The following is a 14755-nucleotide window of genomic DNA, read 5'->3' as shown; positions in this document are numbered from 1 at the left end:
ATGAATATTATGATCTACCCTTATAAGAAACATATGCCAGATATCCACCCAACAGCCTTTGTAGCTGATAACGCAACAATTACCGGTGATGTTGTTATCGGAGAACAGTCCAGCATTTGGTTTTCTGTTGTCATAAGGGGAGATGTCGCGCCGACCAGAATCGGAAACAGAGTCAATATTCAAGATTTAAGCTGCCTCCATCAAAGCCCGAACCGGACGCTTCTCATTGAAGATGACGTCACGATAGGCCATCAGGTTACACTTCATAGCGCTGTCATCCGCAAGAATGCCTTAATCGGCATGGGCTCAATCATTTTGGACGGAGCCGAAATTGGCGAAGGCGCCTTTATTGGTGCCGGCAGTCTTGTGCCGCCGGGAAAAACCATTCCGCCTGGCCATCTCGCCTTTGGCCGTCCTGCAAAAGTCATCCGCCCTTTGACGGAAGAAGACCGGCAAGATATGCAGCGAATACGGTCGGAATATGTAGCAAAGGGCCAATACTATAAATCACTTCAATAAACATAAGACCTGCTTCGTCTTACTTTACCATTTTTCAAATTATGTTTGAAAGCAATAACCATCGGTTACCCGGGCGTAATGACCGTTCGGGTTTTGATTTTTCCATCAAACATTCACATATGGCATCAAACGTATGACTTTTATCTTATCATAAAACATGATTCACAACTGTAGGCAGCCGCTCAAAAACACATTCCTATTCTTTCCTGTTCTTGATTTTCTATGAGCACACACAAAAAGAGCTCACTGTGAGCTCTTTTTGTCAACTGATATTTCGTTCGCTGGCAATAGACATTTTTCTTATGGAAACCTTTTGCATAATACAGCAAGTAAGATGAGAAACCAAACCGGTCCGACAATCACGGATCCTCCTGTATCAGAACTGTAAGCCATAAGAATAAAGATAAATGCTAAAAATGCCAATGATATTTAAGACGCAAACAGAAAAAAACGGATTGGTAATCAATAATGATGGAGAAATAAAGGTATCATAACAAGGCTTTCGACGAATCGAAAGCCTTGTCTGTTACACAAAGATGACTTCTTTAGGCTGATGGTTCAGCTCTTCAGGCATATAGCGTTTTTCGATATTGATGCTATGCCAGATCATAAAGATCAGTACAGTCCAGATTTTACGGCTGTTATCTGCCTTGTCCGCACAATGGTCTTCAAGAAGCTGCAGGACATACTCCTTGTGGATATAAGCATCCGTTTGGCTTTCCTGAATAATATTCCGCACCCATTCGTTCATTTCGTTTTTCAGCCAATGACGGATCGGTACAGGGAAACCGAGCTTTTTGCGGTTTAATACGTGTTCAGGCACAATTCCTTCAGCGGCTTTGCGAAGAAGATACTTCGTCGTGCCGTTCTTCGTTTTCAGCTCATCAGGAATTTTCGAAGCAACATCAAATACAACTTTATCCAAGAATGGCACACGGAGTTCTAAAGAATTCGCCATCGTCATTTTATCCGCTTTTAACAAAATGTCCCCGCGCATCCAAGTGTGGATATCGACATACTGCATTTTATTAATATCGCTGTATGAGTTGCTCTCTGTAAAGTAAGTCTTCGTCACATCGCGATATGAAAGGTTCGGATTATAATGCTTCAGCAGCTGTTTTTTGACAGACTCTTCGAAGATCTTCGCGTTACCGATGTAACGATCTTGAAGCGGTGTGCAGCCGCGTTCAAGCAGGCTCTTTCCTCTCATGCCCTCAGGCATGACAGCCGCAACGTGCAGAAGCATCTTTTTCAGGCCGGACGGAATGCGTTCAAACGGTTTAAGGGATAGCGGCTCACGGTAAATGTTATATCCGCCGAAGAGCTCGTCCGCACCTTCACCTGATAAAGCAACCGTTACATGTTTTTTCGCTTCTTTTGCAACAAAGTACAATGGAATCGCTGCCGGATCAGCAAGCGGATCATCAAAATGCCATACGATCTTTGGAAGCTCGTTCATGTATTCCTCAGGCGAAATGACTTTGCTGATATTCTCAATGCCTAACGCCGCGGCGGTTTCTTTCGCTACATCAACTTCACTGAAGCCCTGCTGCTCAAATCCGACAGAGAATGTTTTTAAGCTCGGATGCAATTCCTTCGCTACAGATACAATAAAGGAAGAATCAATTCCGCCAGACAGGAATGAACCGACAGGAACGTCACTTCTCATATGAACATTTACAGAGTCATAGATCGCGTCTCTAACTTCTTTCACAAGCTTATCTTCTTCAGTCTGAACTGGTTTGAAGTTCGCTTTGAAATACGTTTTGAATGTGATATCGCCATCTGGGCGGATTGTAAACTGTGAACCCGGCTCTATTTTTTTCACATTGGCATCAAGCGTGTTTGGTTCAGGAACGAATTGGAATGACATGTACTGCTGCAATGCCTCTTTATCTATTTCAATATCATTTTGAGCAACCATTAAACTTTTTCTCTCTGAGGCAAAATAAACCTGATCATTGATCGTTGTGTAATACAATGGTTTAATGCCGAACGGATCTCTTGCTCCATACAGCACATGATCGTTTTTATTCCAAATCAGAAAGGCAAACATACCGCGCAGTTTGGACGCGGCTTCTTCTTTGTAGTGACGATAAGTCGCAAGAAGAACCTCTGTGTCCGAATCCGTGTTGAATGTATACCCCTTTGCTTCAAGTTCTTCTCTCAGTTCAATATAGTTATAGATTTCTCCGTTAAAGATAATCCAATAGGTTTCATCTTCATATGATAAAGGCTGTCCGCCATTTTCTACATCAATAATGCTGAGCCGTCTGAATCCGAATCCAACGTGCTCATCATGGAAATATCCATCACTGTCAGGACCGCGGTGAACGATCATTTGGTTCATTTGTTTGATTAGTTCTTCTTGATCAGCGGTTTGAGCTAACGGATGCTTGTTAAAAACCCCGACAAATCCACACATAGTATTGCCTCCATAATTAAAATTGTCATCATTGAACCCCTATTTATAGACGCTGTGAATAGTATTTGGTTTCACAGTTATGTAAAAATATAAACATGAATACAACGATAAAAAAAGGAAAGCCGCTTAACCAGTAAGCGGCTATAAAATTATTCTCCTAACGCTTCTTTGCGCAGCTGCTCCGCTTTGTCTGTACGCTCCCACGGAAGATCAACATCGTGACGTCCGAAGTGGCCGTACGCAGCAGTTTGTTTGTAGATCGGACGGCGTAAATCAAGCATTTTGATAATGCCGGCAGGTCGTAAATCAAAGTTATTGCGAACAACTTCAATCAGTTTTTCCTCAGAAGCTTTTCCGGAACCGAATGTGTTGATTGAGATTGACACAGGCTGTGCAACACCGATCGCGTAAGCAAGCTGCACTTCGCAAGAATCAGCAAGCTCAGCCGCAACGATGTTTTTCGCAACGTATCTCGCTGCATAAGCAGCAGAACGGTCTACCTTCGTCGCATCCTTGCCTGAGAACGCGCCTCCGCCGTGGCGTGCATAGCCGCCATACGTATCAACGATGATTTTGCGTCCTGTAAGTCCCGCATCCCCTTGAGGGCCTCCGATAACGAAACGTCCTGTAGGGTTGATGAAATATTTTGTTTCTTCATCAATCAGCTCTTCAGGAACAACCGGATTGATAACATGTTCTTTAATGTTGCGCTGGATTTGCTCAAGCGTAATTTCAGGGTGGTGCTGAGTTGAAATAACAATCGCGTCAATACGGACAGGTTTGTTATTTTCATCGTATTCAACGGTTACTTGTGTTTTGCCGTCAGGGCGAAGGTACGGAAGAATATCTTCTTTACGGACTTCACTCAGGCGGCGGGCCAATTTATGAGCAAGTGAAATCGGAAGAGGCATAAGCTCTTTCGTTTCGTTGCACGCATAACCGAACATTAAACCTTGGTCACCCGCACCGATCGCTTCAATTTCTTCATCGCTCATTGTGCCTTCACGGGCTTCAAGCGCTTGGTCTACACCCATCGCGATATCAGCAGACTGCTCGTCAATTGATGTTAAAACCGCACAAGTTTCCGCATCAAATCCGTATTTCGCACGTGTGTATCCGATTTCTTTAATGGTTTGACGAACCGTCTTCGGAATGTCAACATACGTAGATGTTGTGATCTCTCCGCTGACAAGAACCAAACCGGTTGTCACTGACGTTTCACAAGCCACACGCGCGTTAGGGTCTTTCTTTAAAATTTCATCTAAAATGCTGTCAGAAATCTGGTCGCAGATTTTATCCGGATGTCCCTCCGTAACAGATTCTGATGTAAATAAACGACGATTTTTACTCATGATTTGCTTCCTCCTGCACAAGGCCTCCCGATAGACCTTGTATATATGATACGGAACTCGCTCCCTCTTATACAATGTAACGTTATATTAGAGAATGTTAATTGGCATATTTTATGAAATAAAAAAACCTTTTCCATCGAGGAAAGGGTTTGGTCTTTGTGCCTTTCACTCTTATCGCTCAAGGAATCATACAACCTTGCAACAGGTTAGCACCTTGGTTGTCTCACACAGCTGAACCTAATAAATAACAGAGAAACCGGTTGCTGGGCTTCATAGGGCCTGTCCCTCCGCCAGCTCGGGATAAGAGTATCCGCTCAATGAAATATCTTATCGTAAAAGGGTTTGCAATGTCAATATGATTCAGAAGAAATAGGCACCTATATCAAGGGAAAACAATGGAAACGCACACACAAAAAACGATAAATAGTATAGACTATTTGAAAATATATGTTATACTAATTCACAATTAGCAAAACACAAAAAACGATAAAGGAAGGTTTCATATGAACTCAGTTGATTTAACCGCTGATTTACAAGCCTTATTAACAAGTCCAAATGTGTGTCATAATTTATCAGCAGCACAGCTTACAGAAAAAGCACTGTCCCGAAACGAAGGCATTTTAACATCCACGGGTGCCGTTCGGGCGACAACAGGCGCTTACACAGGACGTTCGCCTAAAGACAAATTCATCGTGCAGGAAGAAAGCACGAAAAATAAGATCGATTGGGGTACGGTGAATCAGCCGATTTCAGAAGAAGCGTTTGAGCGGCTCTACACAAAAGTTGTCAGCTATCTGAAACAGCGGGATGAGCTATTTGTTTTTGAAGGATTTGCCGGAGCAGATGAAAAATACAGACTGCCGATTACCGTCGTGAATGAGTTCGCTTGGCACAATTTATTCGCCAGACAGCTGTTTATCCGCCCGGAAGGCCATGATAAGAAAACAGTTGAACAGCCGTTTACCATTCTTTCCGCTCCGCATTTTAAAGCAGATCCAAAAACAGACGGCACACATTCCGAAACGTTTATTATTGTCTCTTTCGAAAAGCGGACGATTTTAATCGGCGGAACAGAGTATGCCGGAGAGATGAAGAAATCCATTTTCTCTATTATGAATTTCCTGCTCCCCGAAAGAGATATTCTATCCATGCACTGCTCTGCCAATGTCGGTCAAAAAGGCGATGTCGCCCTTTTCTTCGGACTCTCTGGAACAGGTAAGACCACCCTGTCAGCCGATGCTGACCGCAAGCTGATCGGCGACGATGAACACGGCTGGTCTGACACAGGCGTCTTTAATATTGAAGGCGGGTGCTACGCCAAATGCATTCATTTAAGCGAGGAAAAGGAGCCTCAAATCTTTAACGCGATCCGCTTCGGGTCTGTTCTCGAAAATGTTGTTGTTGATGAAGAGACACGCGAAGCCAATTATGATGATTCCTTCTATACCGAAAACACGCGGGCGGCTTACCCGATTCATATGATTGACAACATCGTCACACCAAGCATGGCAGGCCATCCTTCAGCCATTGTATTTTTGACGGCTGATGCATTCGGAGTCCTGCCGCCGATCAGCAAACTGACGAAGGAGCAGGCGATGTACCATTTCTTGAGCGGTTATACGAGCAAGCTTGCTGGAACCGAACGCGGTGTAACGTCTCCTGAAACGACGTTCTCCACATGTTTCGGCTCACCATTCCTGCCGCTTCCTGCCCATGTCTATGCTGAAATGCTAGGCAACAAGATCGATGAACACGGCGCAGACGTTTTCTTGGTCAATACCGGCTGGACCGGCGGCGGCTACGGCACAGGCGAACGTATGAAGCTTTCTTACACGAGAGCGATGGTCAAAGCAGCGATTGAAGGCAAATTAGAAAATGCAGAAATGACGACTGACGATATTTTCGGCCTGCATATTCCGGTTCACGTTCCCGGCGTACCTGATCAGATCCTTCAGCCGGAAAACACATGGAACAACAAGGAAGAATTCAGAGAAAAAGCGATCTACCTCGCAAATGAATTCAAAGAGAATTTTAAAAAGTTCGCACATACAGATGCCATTGCGCAGGCAGGCGGCCCTCTCGTTTAAAAAGCAAAAGCCAAGAGCATTTACGCTCTTGGCTTGTTTTAATTGACAGAATGCAGGGACGTCAGCTTGTACGTAATAATGGTCCGGCCGTCTTCCCATTGAAGCTTCTGCACTTCAGCTGTGCCCGACTTTTCGCCGAACTTTGTTTTACGCACGTCCATCGGAATCTCCATCGGATACACACGATATCCGTCTTTTTCCAACGTGAATATATTTTCATCTATGCGAACTTCTTTTCCTTTTGTCACAATCAGTGTATTAAATTCAACAGGCATTCCCAAAGTGAAATCCCCTTTCGTTCTCTTTTTTCTTTATCATAACATATTTCACCGTCAGCGGTTTTTCATCCATTGTGTCAGCTGCCGCACGATACGCCGGTTTTCTTTTGGCGGAAAATAATGTGTGAATTTACTGTAGTACCACGTCTCCACCGGCTTATGCAGCTGTTTTAGCTTCTCTTCAAATAAATAGGAATGCCGAATCGAAACATTTTGGTCTTTTTCTCCATGGATTAACAGCACGGGAGCCTGAATTTTGTTTATTTGGTCAAACGGTGTTCTCCATTTATATGCCTCAGGCACCTTTTTCGGTGTTCCCCCGATGACTCTTTTCATCATTCGCCGCAAATCGTGCCGCTCCTCATATGTAAGGATCATATCGCTGACGCCTCCCCAGGAAACGAATGAAGCCGCATGCCGGCCCATTTCAATCGCAGTGAGCATTCCCATCATTCCGCCGCGGGAAAAGCCGAAAATATGGATTCTGTCCTTTTTGACATTCGGATGCTGCTGAAGCAGGCGAAAAGCAGAAAAAGCATCCTCCCTGTCTTCTCCGGCAAAATCCTCGTTGCCCTCGCCTCCTTGATTTCCTCTGTAGAATGGAGCAAACACAACAAATCCTTGGGACGCAAACTGGATAATCCGGCCCGGCCGAACCATGCCCACGCTTTTAATCCCGCCGCGCAAATATAAAAATCCGTCATACTGTCCCGGTGCCGCCGGCTCAGCAAGAAGCCCCTTTATCCGTAAGCCATTTGAAAGATAACAGATCGTATACAGATGCACATGCTGACTTGGCGACGGAAATCTTCTTTTCTCAACAATCAAAGCAGCCGCCTCCTTTTCTATATGTTTTCCTTACTCTAAACTTACATCCGGCGAACCTGATTAGGCATTCACACATTTTTATACCCATCATACGATATGTAAAGCAAAAAAGGATATTAACTTGATGCTAAATAAGGAGGTTGTCTATGTGAACAAATGGTTAAGGCTGGGATGCGCCTGTGTCGGCAGTATATTTCTGATGATCGCTCTGGCAGCTTGCAAGCAGGAAGAAACACTCACCAAAGTCAAAGTAGCCGAAGTGACCCATTCGATTTTTTACGCGCCTTTATATGTCGCTGAGTCTAAAGGATTTTTCAAGGAACAAGGGCTTGATGTCAATGTAAGCACGACATGGGGCGGCGACAAAACGATGACCTCGCTTCTTTCAAACGGCTCCGACATCGCCCTTGTCGGATCAGAAACATCTATTTATGTCGAAGCGCAAGGAGCTAAAGACCCCGTCATTAATTTCGCCCAGCTGACTCAGACAGACGGAACGTTTCTTGTCGCGAGAGAAGATGCTGAACACTTCGACTGGGATCAGCTGAAAGGAAAAACGTTTCTCGGCCAGAGAAAAGGCGGCATGCCGCAAATGGTCGGCGAGTATGTACTGAACAAACATAAGATTAACCCGCATAAGGATGTTGATCTCATCCAGAACATAGACTTCGCCAATATCGCCAATGCATTTGCTTCTGGAACCGGCGATTATGTACAGCTCTTTGAACCTCAAGCTTCGCTGTTTGAGAAAAAAGGCATCGGCCATATCGCGGCTTCGTTCGGAGAAGAATCAGGCCAGGTTCCTTATACGACTTTTATGGCGAAACAAAGCTACCTGAAGAAACATGAAGACACCGCAGTCAAGTTTACAAAAGCCATTTATAAGGCACAGCAATGGGTGGAAAATCACTCTGCGAAAGAAATCACAGAAGCCATTAAAGGAGAATTTGATGATACCGATCCAGAAGTCATCGAAACATCCATTGACCGCTATAAAAAACAGCATTCGTATTCGCCGGACCCTCTGCTCAACGAAAAAGAATGGGAGCTGCTCCAAACCATTATGGATCAATCGGGAGAACTGCCGAAGCGCATTCCATACAATCAGCTTGTAAATAAACAAATTGCCGAAAAAGTCACCTCGGAAAAATAGGAGGCGCCATCTATGTCTTTCTTACATGTCGACCATGTAACCCATACTTATTTTTCTATTAAAGAAAAAACGACGGCCGTACGGGATATTCATTTCGAGGCCGAAAAAGGTGATTTCATCTCATTTCTCGGCCCAAGCGGCTGCGGAAAAACAACGCTGCTTTCCATTATCGCCGGCCTGATTGAGCCAGCGGAAGGCAGAGTTCTGATTGAAGGCAGTGAGCCGAATCAAAAAGAACATAACATTGGCTACATGCTTCAGCAGGATTACTTATTTCCCTGGAAATCTATCGAGGAAAATGTGCTTCTCGGTTTAAAAATCGCCGACACGCTGACGGAAGAAAGCAAGACTGCTGCACTCGGCCTATTGTCTGGGTTCGGTCTCATAGATGTGGAGAAAAAATATCCGAAAGAGCTGTCGGGCGGTATGCGCCAGCGGGCCGCGCTTGCAAGAACTCTTGCGCCAAATCCAAGTCTGCTTTTGCTGGATGAGCCATTTTCCGCGCTTGATTTTCAGACAAAGCTTTCATTGGAAAACCTGGTATTCCGCACATTAAAGGAGTATCAAAAAACAGCGGTGCTAGTCACTCATGATATTGGGGAAGCGATAGCGATGAGCGATACGATCTTTTTATTTTCAAATCAGCCGGGCAGCATTCACCAGATTTTTACGATCCCTAAAGAATTGGCCGCGATGATGCCTTTTGACGCCCGTCAGGAGCCATCCTTCCAAACGCTGTTTCAAACGATATGGAAGGAGCTGAATTCTCTTGAGAAACAGCAAAGAAACCATTGATCTGCTTCACGAGCAATATCAATTCAAACAGAAAAAAGAAAAACGGAATGTCTATTCCTTTCAGCTTGCCATATTTATTCTCTTTTTCTCGGGGTGGGAAATCTCCAGCAGGCTCGGCTGGATCGATCCGCTGATTTTCAGCTCTCCTTCAGCTGTATGGAACTTATTGCTGGAGAAGCTCGGTGACGGGTCTTTACTGTCACATATCGGCGTCACTTTATTTGAAACAGTGCTTGGCTTTTTGCTTGGGACGTTTATGGGTACGTGCCTCGCTGCTTTGTTATGGTGGTCCAACCGGCTTGCGAGGATTTTAGATCCGTATCTCGTTATTTTGAATGCAATGCCGAAAGTGGCTCTGGGCCCGATTCTGATTGTCGCGCTCGGCCCCAGTTTGATCAGCATTATTGCGATGGGGGCCATCATCAGCGTCATTATCACAACCATCGTCGTGTACACCGCCTTCCAGGAGGTTGACGAAAACTATATAAAAGTTATGAAAACATTCGGCGCAACGAAATGGGGCATTTTTAAAGAAGTGATTCTGCCCGCATCCTCCCCCGCTATTATCTCAACTCTGAAAGTAAACGTCGGTTTATCATGGGTTGGCGTCATTGTAGGCGAATTCCTAGTTTCCAAGATCGGATTAGGATACATGATTATTTACGGTTTTCAAGTCTTCAATTTTACGCTCGTCTTCTTAAGCCTGCTGATCATCGCCATATTCGCCACTCTGATGTATCAGGGCGTAGAGCTGCTGGAAAAGAAATGGACGAAGGGCAGGACATAAAAAAACCCGGCACATGTGCCGGGTTTTCAGCGTGTCGGCAAACCCTCGCATTCGTTGCCAGGCCTGCGCTTCGGTGCTCACGTAAAAAAGATCATCGGCTATACGCTAGAGCGTCCTTCCTATACTTCAAGGTTTTCAATCACGCTGAAAAATGACAAAATCAGAAAACCTGATACTGCCGAGGTTTTTATTCAATCCAGCCAGCTTCTTTCAATTTTTTTAAACTGATCGGAAGAACGGAATCCTTCATAATAAAGCTGAATTTTTTATTACGGGAAAGGTTTTCCGGCAGCTGATGAAACAAAACCGGACCTTTCGTTTCAAAGTAATCAGCTTGCTTTTCAAGCTTTTCTACATCTGCAAAATATATATTTTTCACAATCACTTTTTCTTTACCGAGAACTTTATACTGTCCGAGGTACTTGAGGCTTTTCACTCTCGCACCCGTCTCTTCCTTTACTTCCCGGAGCGCCGCTTCTTCTGCGCACTCCATTGGCTCTACTTTCCCGCCTGGAAACTCATAGCCTCTGTCCTCATGTTCTGTTAAAAGCCATTTGCCGCCAAAACGGCAAATCACCCAGACATGCTTCGGGCTGTCCGAGAAAGGCTGATCGTCAAAGGAAAGCTGAACAGTATTCTGATAATAATCTTTAAACTCGTACATGTTTATCCCTCAAATCCGTTCCTAGCTATCTTCCATACATCATACCACAGTTATGTTTCTTCGGAAGCCCTTTAACAAAAAATAAGGGAAACCCAGCACGCCATCAGGGTCTAAAAGCATACAGACTAGCTCGTACAGTTTTTGCCTTGCCTTTTGCCAAGATGTGCGACTGACGCTCTGGGCTTTATTATGACCTGTGAATAGCTAAAAGTTACGGTTTGCGCTTGAATTTATTTTTTAACGTTTCTAAAAGATCGACAAGCATTTGAGGAACCGGTATGCCGAGAGAGCTGGCTGTCACTACAATTTGCACAGATTCATAAAGAATATAAAACATAATAGCCAAGTCACGTATTGACCCCTGTGTATTCAGCAGCTGATCAAAAAAGTGGCATACAGAGATCAGAGCCAGCGTGACTAATTTTTTAACAAGCCGGGCAAATACCTTTTTAAACGCCAACTTGTGAATAATCGTTTCCTTCAAGGTCGTACTGATAAATTCAATTGCCATAAGAGAGAGCAAAATCAGGAATGAATACTGAAAACCGCCAAAGAAAAAACCCGCTGCTGAAACGCTGACTGCTAAAAACGAAAAGATGCCAAAGTCTCTATCCATTATCCCAACATCCTTTCACAGAAACGGCCTTACGATATTCTATGGAAAACAAGCCGAACGGATTGGATTTTTCAGAAAAATGGACTGGTTGTCGCCTATTTTTTCAGATACAACATCAAAAGCCGGACGTCTTATATAAGACATCCGGCCTTTCTTTTTTTGAATTTATCCTAGGTAAGCTTTCAGCATCCAGTTGTGTTTTTCAATATTTTGATGGATCGCCAGAAGCATATCCCCTGTTGTTTCGTCACCAACTTCATCAGCTAAATCCATGCCGCTTTTAAGCTCTTCCGCGATGACTGTGAAATCATCATATACACTCTGAACCATTTGTTCAGCTGATTCATTTCCTTCCGCTTCTTTTACAGAAGCCGTTTCCAAGGATTCCTTCATTGTCGCAATCGGTTTTCCGTTCAGCGCCAAAAGACGTTCTGCCAAGTCATCAATATAAGTTGCTGTTTCGTTATACAGCTCTTCAAACTTTTCATGAAGAGTGAAAAAATCTTTCCCTTTCACATACCAGTGATAATTATGTAGTTTCACATACATGACTGTCCAGTTGGCTACTTGTTTGTTCACTGCTTGAATCAATTGTTCTGACATGATTATCTTCCTCCTTGTTTATATGAATATATATACCCTCTATATCGTACGCTAAAACCTCTTTTTTACCCTTATCTGTTTTCACTATGTTACAATTGTTAAAAAACGGGAGGTGGAATGTCATGACGCTTCTCATTACGGTAAGTATGTTGATTGTGCTGGCTGTTTTGCTTATAACCATTTGGTCGACTGTGAAAGCCTATAATGTAAAGCACACCATTGATCCTCCGCAAGAAACTCGTTCTGATTCAAAAAATCAATGATTGTGTGAATGCTCGTCTTCAGACTGATTGCTGACAGCATCGGCGTTTCCGACTTGGACTTTTATGGTCGGCATGCTATGCTGTTTTTTTGCTGTGACATGGGATTGGACAGTGTATACACCATCTTCCTTAAACGTTGTTTCCAATCGGTATAAGCCTTTTTCTTGCTTTGCTTTAAACATGTGGCTGGCGTCTTTTTCTCCTTCTTTCCACACTTCAAACTCCACTTCATCGGCATCCGTCACCGCTTCGTCGCCATATGATACCGCTGCTTCATAAGCGGCGCTTTCTCCGGCATTTACTTTTTCAGGGCCGGTCAGTTTGACATCCAATACCTCCGGCGTCTCAGCAGTATTTGCTTTGTTTTCATCAGATCCGCACCCGTTAAGCAAAAAAGCAGAAAAAAGCAGAAAAATCCACATCTTTTTCATGCCATCACCCTTTCATTGTTTACCTAAATAGTAGCAAACGCTTACAACAAATGGTACACAAAATATGAGACGTCACAAAAAAGACCTTTTTGCTTAAGCGCAAAAAGGTCTTTTTATATTTAGCCAAATACTTTTAGCAATTCTTCTTTATTCTGTGACAGCCAGAAACGCATTAAACGTTTAGCGCCTTCCAGATCATGAAGCTTCGCCTGTCCGCACTGCTTTTCATTCGCAGCCGGAATTTCGGTAATCTCTACCGCTTCCTTCATTGTGTCTTCAAGCAGATCAGCGATTTCCGCAGGTGTCGGCTCTCCGCTCACAACAAGATAATAGCCTGTTTGGCAGCCCATTGGAGAAATATCAATAATATCAAAATGATCATATTTCTCAGCGTGAGAACGAATCGTAAACGCGAGCAAATGCTCAAGTGTGTGAATGGTGTCAGGTTTCATCGCCTGTTTATTTGGCTGGCAAAAACGAATATCAAATTTATTGACAACGCCGTCTGTTCCTACTTTATGCACGCCGCAATGTCTTACGTATGGAGCAACAACCGCATTATGATCAAGCTCAAAACTTTCTACTGAAGGCATAATGGCACTCTCCTCTTTTTTTAAAATGTAATTTCATTATAACATACCTTTCCGATGAGAATTATCGAATAACTTTTCAATCTGTGTTTTTTTTCTTATACTTGCATCAGAAAGGTTGCTGAAACATATGAAAACCCTATTTATCGCTCTGATCAGAGGATATCAAAAATTCATCTCGCCGCTAACGCCGCCAACATGCCGCTTTTATCCGACTTGTTCCCAATATGGAATCGAAGCGATTAAAACGCATGGCGCTTTAAAAGGCGGATGGCTGACCATCAAACGGATTTTGAAATGCCACCCGTTCCATCCGGGAGGAGTCGATCCTGTTCCTGAAAAGAAACGAAAACATTAATCGTTATAGCCGTTTACGACAAGATCCAGTTTTCCTGTTTTAGGATCAATGACTAATCCATGGACAGGAACGTTTTCCGGGAACAGCGGATGATGTTTAATAACGTCTACGCTGTCTTTCACACTCGCTTCCACTGAATCAAAGCTTTTAAACCATTGATCAAAGTCCACACCGGAGTACTTTAATGTTTCGATGCGTTCTTCCGTAATTCCTCTTTCTTTGATTTTATCAAGCATGCTTTTGCTGCTGATTTTGCTCATGCCGCAATCGTGATGCCCGATCACACATACCTCATCGGCGTTCAGCTCATACACTGCGACAAGCAAACTTCTCATGATGCTTCCGAATGGGTGTGTCACAAGCGCACCGGCACTTTTAATGATTTTCACATCACCGTTTCTCATATTCATCGCATGCGGCAGCAATTCTACCAAACGAGTGTCCATACAAGAAAGAATCGCCACTTTTTTATCTGGAAATTTTGAAGTCTGATACTTTTCGTATTCCCTTTGATCAGTAAATGTTTTGTTAAAGTCGAGAATATCATTTAGCAGGCTCATAACTAGTTGTATCCTTTCTGGTCTTTTTACTCTTCAATATATCACAGTATTTGTCTTTTCGTCATCTTATCGAAAACAAACGAGGACAGAAAAAAAGACAAACCCTCAGGTCTGCCTCATTTCCCCATGTTATAGCGTTTTTTGAACTGCTCCACTCTTCCGCCTTTTTCATTAAATTTCTGGCGGCCTGTATAAAACGGATGCGTATCAGAACTGACCTCTACTTTAATGACCGGATATGTGTTGCCGTCTTCCCACTCTGCCGTTTCATTGGATGTTTTAGTAGAGGTGCTGAGAAAACGGTAGCCGCTGTTGACATCATGAAAAATGACTTTGTGGTTCTTTGGATGAATTCCTTCTTTCATATCTATCTCCTTCTTTCAAATCGTAATAATTACGTTTTATTCTATATTATCAAAAACGTTTTGTCAATCTTCTTACATCCT

The 14755-nt window shown here is 43.5% G+C and carries 18 protein-coding genes, 1 pseudogene and 1 riboswitch; of the genes and pseudogenes, 7 read left to right on the top strand and 12 right to left on the bottom strand.

All coding sequences use genetic code 11. The features are described 5' to 3' along the window. Positions 1-9 precede the first annotated feature (9 nt). On the top strand, positions 10-519 hold the full coding sequence (locus V6D44_RS18350) for a gamma carbonic anhydrase (RefSeq protein ID WP_087992896.1): 510 nt from the start codon (positions 10-12) through the stop codon (positions 517-519). 262 nt (positions 520-781) lie between these two features. Here the strand turns inward: V6D44_RS18350 and V6D44_RS18345 are convergent. The 3 genes and pseudogenes from V6D44_RS18345 to metK form a co-directional block, all read right to left on the bottom strand. Then, positions 782-948 (bottom strand): annotated as a pseudogene (locus tag V6D44_RS18345) (amino acid permease); the annotation flags it as partial. A gap of 97 nt (positions 949-1045) precedes the next feature. Further along, positions 1046-2944: an asparagine synthase (glutamine-hydrolyzing) gene (gene asnB / locus V6D44_RS18340; RefSeq protein WP_202329155.1), complete on the bottom strand. Its 1899-nt coding sequence runs from the start codon at positions 2942-2944 to the stop codon at positions 1046-1048. A 149-nt stretch (positions 2945-3093) separates the two neighbouring features. Further along, positions 3094-4296, bottom strand: coding sequence for a methionine adenosyltransferase (metK, locus tag V6D44_RS18335; protein ID WP_003229102.1), 1203 nt, complete (start codon positions 4294-4296; stop codon positions 3094-3096). A gap of 168 nt (positions 4297-4464) precedes the next feature. Next, positions 4465-4603: riboswitch (SAM riboswitch) on the bottom strand. Between the two features lie 196 nt (positions 4604-4799). Between metK and pckA the strand changes: the two genes are divergently transcribed. Continuing rightward, on the top strand, positions 4800-6383 hold the full coding sequence (gene pckA / locus V6D44_RS18330) for a phosphoenolpyruvate carboxykinase (ATP) (RefSeq protein ID WP_087992899.1): 1584 nt from the start codon (positions 4800-4802) through the stop codon (positions 6381-6383). Positions 6384-6421: 38 nt separating this feature from the next. Here the strand turns inward: pckA and V6D44_RS18325 are convergent, their stop codons facing one another. Together V6D44_RS18325 and V6D44_RS18320 are read right to left on the bottom strand one after the other, a co-directional pair. Continuing rightward, positions 6422-6664 carry a DUF2584 domain-containing protein gene (locus V6D44_RS18325; protein WP_003223304.1) on the bottom strand — a complete coding sequence of 81 codons (243 nt, stop codon included), beginning with the start codon at positions 6662-6664 and terminating at the stop codon, positions 6422-6424. A 51-nt stretch (positions 6665-6715) separates the two neighbouring features. Then, positions 6716-7489 carry an alpha/beta hydrolase family protein gene (locus V6D44_RS18320; RefSeq protein WP_087992900.1) on the bottom strand — a complete coding sequence of 258 codons (774 nt, stop codon included), beginning with the start codon at positions 7487-7489 and terminating at the stop codon, positions 6716-6718. A gap of 148 nt (positions 7490-7637) precedes the next feature. On the opposite strand from V6D44_RS18320, the gene V6D44_RS18315 reads away from it, so the two are divergent. From V6D44_RS18315 to V6D44_RS18305, 3 genes are read left to right on the top strand one after another with little or no spacing between them, the layout of a single operon-like run. Continuing rightward, the gene (locus tag V6D44_RS18315) at positions 7638-8642 is read left to right on the top strand and encodes an ABC transporter substrate-binding protein (protein WP_087992901.1); all 1005 of its coding nucleotides are present in this window, start codon (positions 7638-7640) and stop codon (positions 8640-8642) included. A 12-nt stretch (positions 8643-8654) separates the two neighbouring features. Beyond that, entirely contained in the window at positions 8655-9437 is a 783-nt protein-coding gene (locus V6D44_RS18310) for an ABC transporter ATP-binding protein (protein WP_333516790.1), read from the top strand. Beyond that, positions 9412-10224 (top strand): ABC transporter permease, encoded by an 813-nt coding sequence (locus V6D44_RS18305; protein ID WP_087992903.1) that lies wholly within the window; start codon positions 9412-9414, stop codon positions 10222-10224. The genes V6D44_RS18310 and V6D44_RS18305 overlap by 26 nt, the downstream gene beginning before the upstream one ends. 187 nt (positions 10225-10411) lie before the next feature. Here the strand turns inward: V6D44_RS18305 and ytkD are convergent, their stop codons facing one another. The 3 genes from ytkD to V6D44_RS18290 form a co-directional block, all read right to left on the bottom strand. Further along, on the bottom strand, positions 10412-10888 hold the full coding sequence (gene ytkD, locus V6D44_RS18300) for an RNA deprotection pyrophosphohydrolase (RefSeq protein WP_087992904.1): 477 nt from the start codon (positions 10886-10888) through the stop codon (positions 10412-10414). Between the two features lie 211 nt (positions 10889-11099). Then, a complete protein-coding gene (locus V6D44_RS18295) occupies positions 11100-11504 on the bottom strand; it encodes a phage holin family protein (protein ID WP_014114879.1) in 405 nt (134 codons plus the stop codon). A 165-nt stretch (positions 11505-11669) separates the two neighbouring features. Beyond that, entirely contained in the window at positions 11670-12107 is a 438-nt protein-coding gene (locus tag V6D44_RS18290) for a Dps family protein (RefSeq protein WP_087992905.1), read from the bottom strand. 122 nt (positions 12108-12229) lie between these two features. On the opposite strand from V6D44_RS18290, the gene ytzI reads away from it, so the two are divergent. Beyond that, positions 12230-12370, top strand: a complete 141-nt coding sequence (gene ytzI / locus V6D44_RS18285) for a YtzI protein (RefSeq protein WP_176365300.1) — start codon at positions 12230-12232, stop codon at positions 12368-12370. Here the strand turns inward: ytzI and V6D44_RS18280 are convergent. Together V6D44_RS18280 and V6D44_RS18275 are read right to left on the bottom strand one after the other, a co-directional pair. Continuing rightward, complete coding sequence (locus tag V6D44_RS18280) at positions 12364-12801, bottom strand: FixH family protein (protein ID WP_087992907.1); 438 nt, start codon at positions 12799-12801, stop codon at positions 12364-12366. The genes ytzI and V6D44_RS18280 overlap by 7 nt on opposite strands. Positions 12802-12920: 119 nt before the next feature. Beyond that, the gene (locus V6D44_RS18275; protein WP_087992908.1) at positions 12921-13394 is read right to left on the bottom strand and encodes an S-ribosylhomocysteine lyase; all 474 of its coding nucleotides are present in this window, start codon (positions 13392-13394) and stop codon (positions 12921-12923) included. 127 nt (positions 13395-13521) lie between these two features. Between V6D44_RS18275 and yidD the strand changes: the two genes are divergently transcribed. Then, a complete protein-coding gene (gene yidD, locus V6D44_RS18270; RefSeq protein ID WP_087992909.1) occupies positions 13522-13749 on the top strand; it encodes a membrane protein insertion efficiency factor YidD in 228 nt (75 codons plus the stop codon). Here yidD and V6D44_RS18265 read toward each other — a convergent pair. Then, complete coding sequence (locus V6D44_RS18265; RefSeq protein WP_087992910.1) at positions 13746-14309, bottom strand: beta-class carbonic anhydrase; 564 nt, start codon at positions 14307-14309, stop codon at positions 13746-13748. The two genes, yidD and V6D44_RS18265, sit on opposite strands and share 4 nt — an antisense overlap. 116 nt (positions 14310-14425) lie before the next feature. Beyond that, a complete protein-coding gene (locus V6D44_RS18260; RefSeq protein ID WP_087992911.1) occupies positions 14426-14674 on the bottom strand; it encodes a type B 50S ribosomal protein L31 in 249 nt (82 codons plus the stop codon). Positions 14675-14755: the final 81 nt, after the last annotated feature.

The organism is Bacillus sp. 0209A, assembly GCF_036765095.1.
GTDB classification, from domain to species: domain Bacteria; phylum Bacillota; class Bacilli; order Bacillales; family Bacillaceae; genus Bacillus; species Bacillus subtilis_G.
Note: the sequence above shows the minus strand (reverse complement) of the source record. Positions and strands in the feature narration are given on the sequence as shown.

What these genes read in the sequence shown, in the direction of transcription:
- V6D44_RS18350 (WP_087992896.1), top strand. Translation starts at nt 10, where the DNA reads ATGATCTACCCTTATAAGAAACATATGCCAGATATCCACCCAACAGCC.
- asnB (WP_202329155.1), bottom strand. Translation starts at nt 2,944, where the DNA reads ATGTGTGGATTTGTCGGGGTTTTTAACAAGCATCCGTTAGCTCAAACC.
- metK (WP_003229102.1), bottom strand. Translation starts at nt 4,296, where the DNA reads ATGAGTAAAAATCGTCGTTTATTTACATCAGAATCTGTTACGGAGGGA.
- pckA (WP_087992899.1), top strand. Translation starts at nt 4,800, where the DNA reads ATGAACTCAGTTGATTTAACCGCTGATTTACAAGCCTTATTAACAAGT.
- V6D44_RS18310 (WP_333516790.1), top strand. Translation starts at nt 8,655, where the DNA reads ATGTCTTTCTTACATGTCGACCATGTAACCCATACTTATTTTTCTATT.
- ytkD (WP_087992904.1), bottom strand. Translation starts at nt 10,888, where the DNA reads ATGTACGAGTTTAAAGATTATTATCAGAATACTGTTCAGCTTTCCTTT.
- V6D44_RS18295 (WP_014114879.1), bottom strand. Translation starts at nt 11,504, where the DNA reads ATGGATAGAGACTTTGGCATCTTTTCGTTTTTAGCAGTCAGCGTTTCA.
- V6D44_RS18290 (WP_087992905.1), bottom strand. Translation starts at nt 12,107, where the DNA reads ATGTCAGAACAATTGATTCAAGCAGTGAACAAACAAGTAGCCAACTGG.
- ytzI (WP_176365300.1), top strand. Translation starts at nt 12,230, where the DNA reads ATGACGCTTCTCATTACGGTAAGTATGTTGATTGTGCTGGCTGTTTTG.
- V6D44_RS18280 (WP_087992907.1), bottom strand. Translation starts at nt 12,801, where the DNA reads ATGAAAAAGATGTGGATTTTTCTGCTTTTTTCTGCTTTTTTGCTTAAC.
- V6D44_RS18275 (WP_087992908.1), bottom strand. Translation starts at nt 13,394, where the DNA reads ATGCCTTCAGTAGAAAGTTTTGAGCTTGATCATAATGCGGTTGTTGCT.
- yidD (WP_087992909.1), top strand. Translation starts at nt 13,522, where the DNA reads ATGAAAACCCTATTTATCGCTCTGATCAGAGGATATCAAAAATTCATC.
- V6D44_RS18265 (WP_087992910.1), bottom strand. Translation starts at nt 14,309, where the DNA reads ATGAGCCTGCTAAATGATATTCTCGACTTTAACAAAACATTTACTGAT.
- V6D44_RS18260 (WP_087992911.1), bottom strand. Translation starts at nt 14,674, where the DNA reads ATGAAAGAAGGAATTCATCCAAAGAACCACAAAGTCATTTTTCATGAT.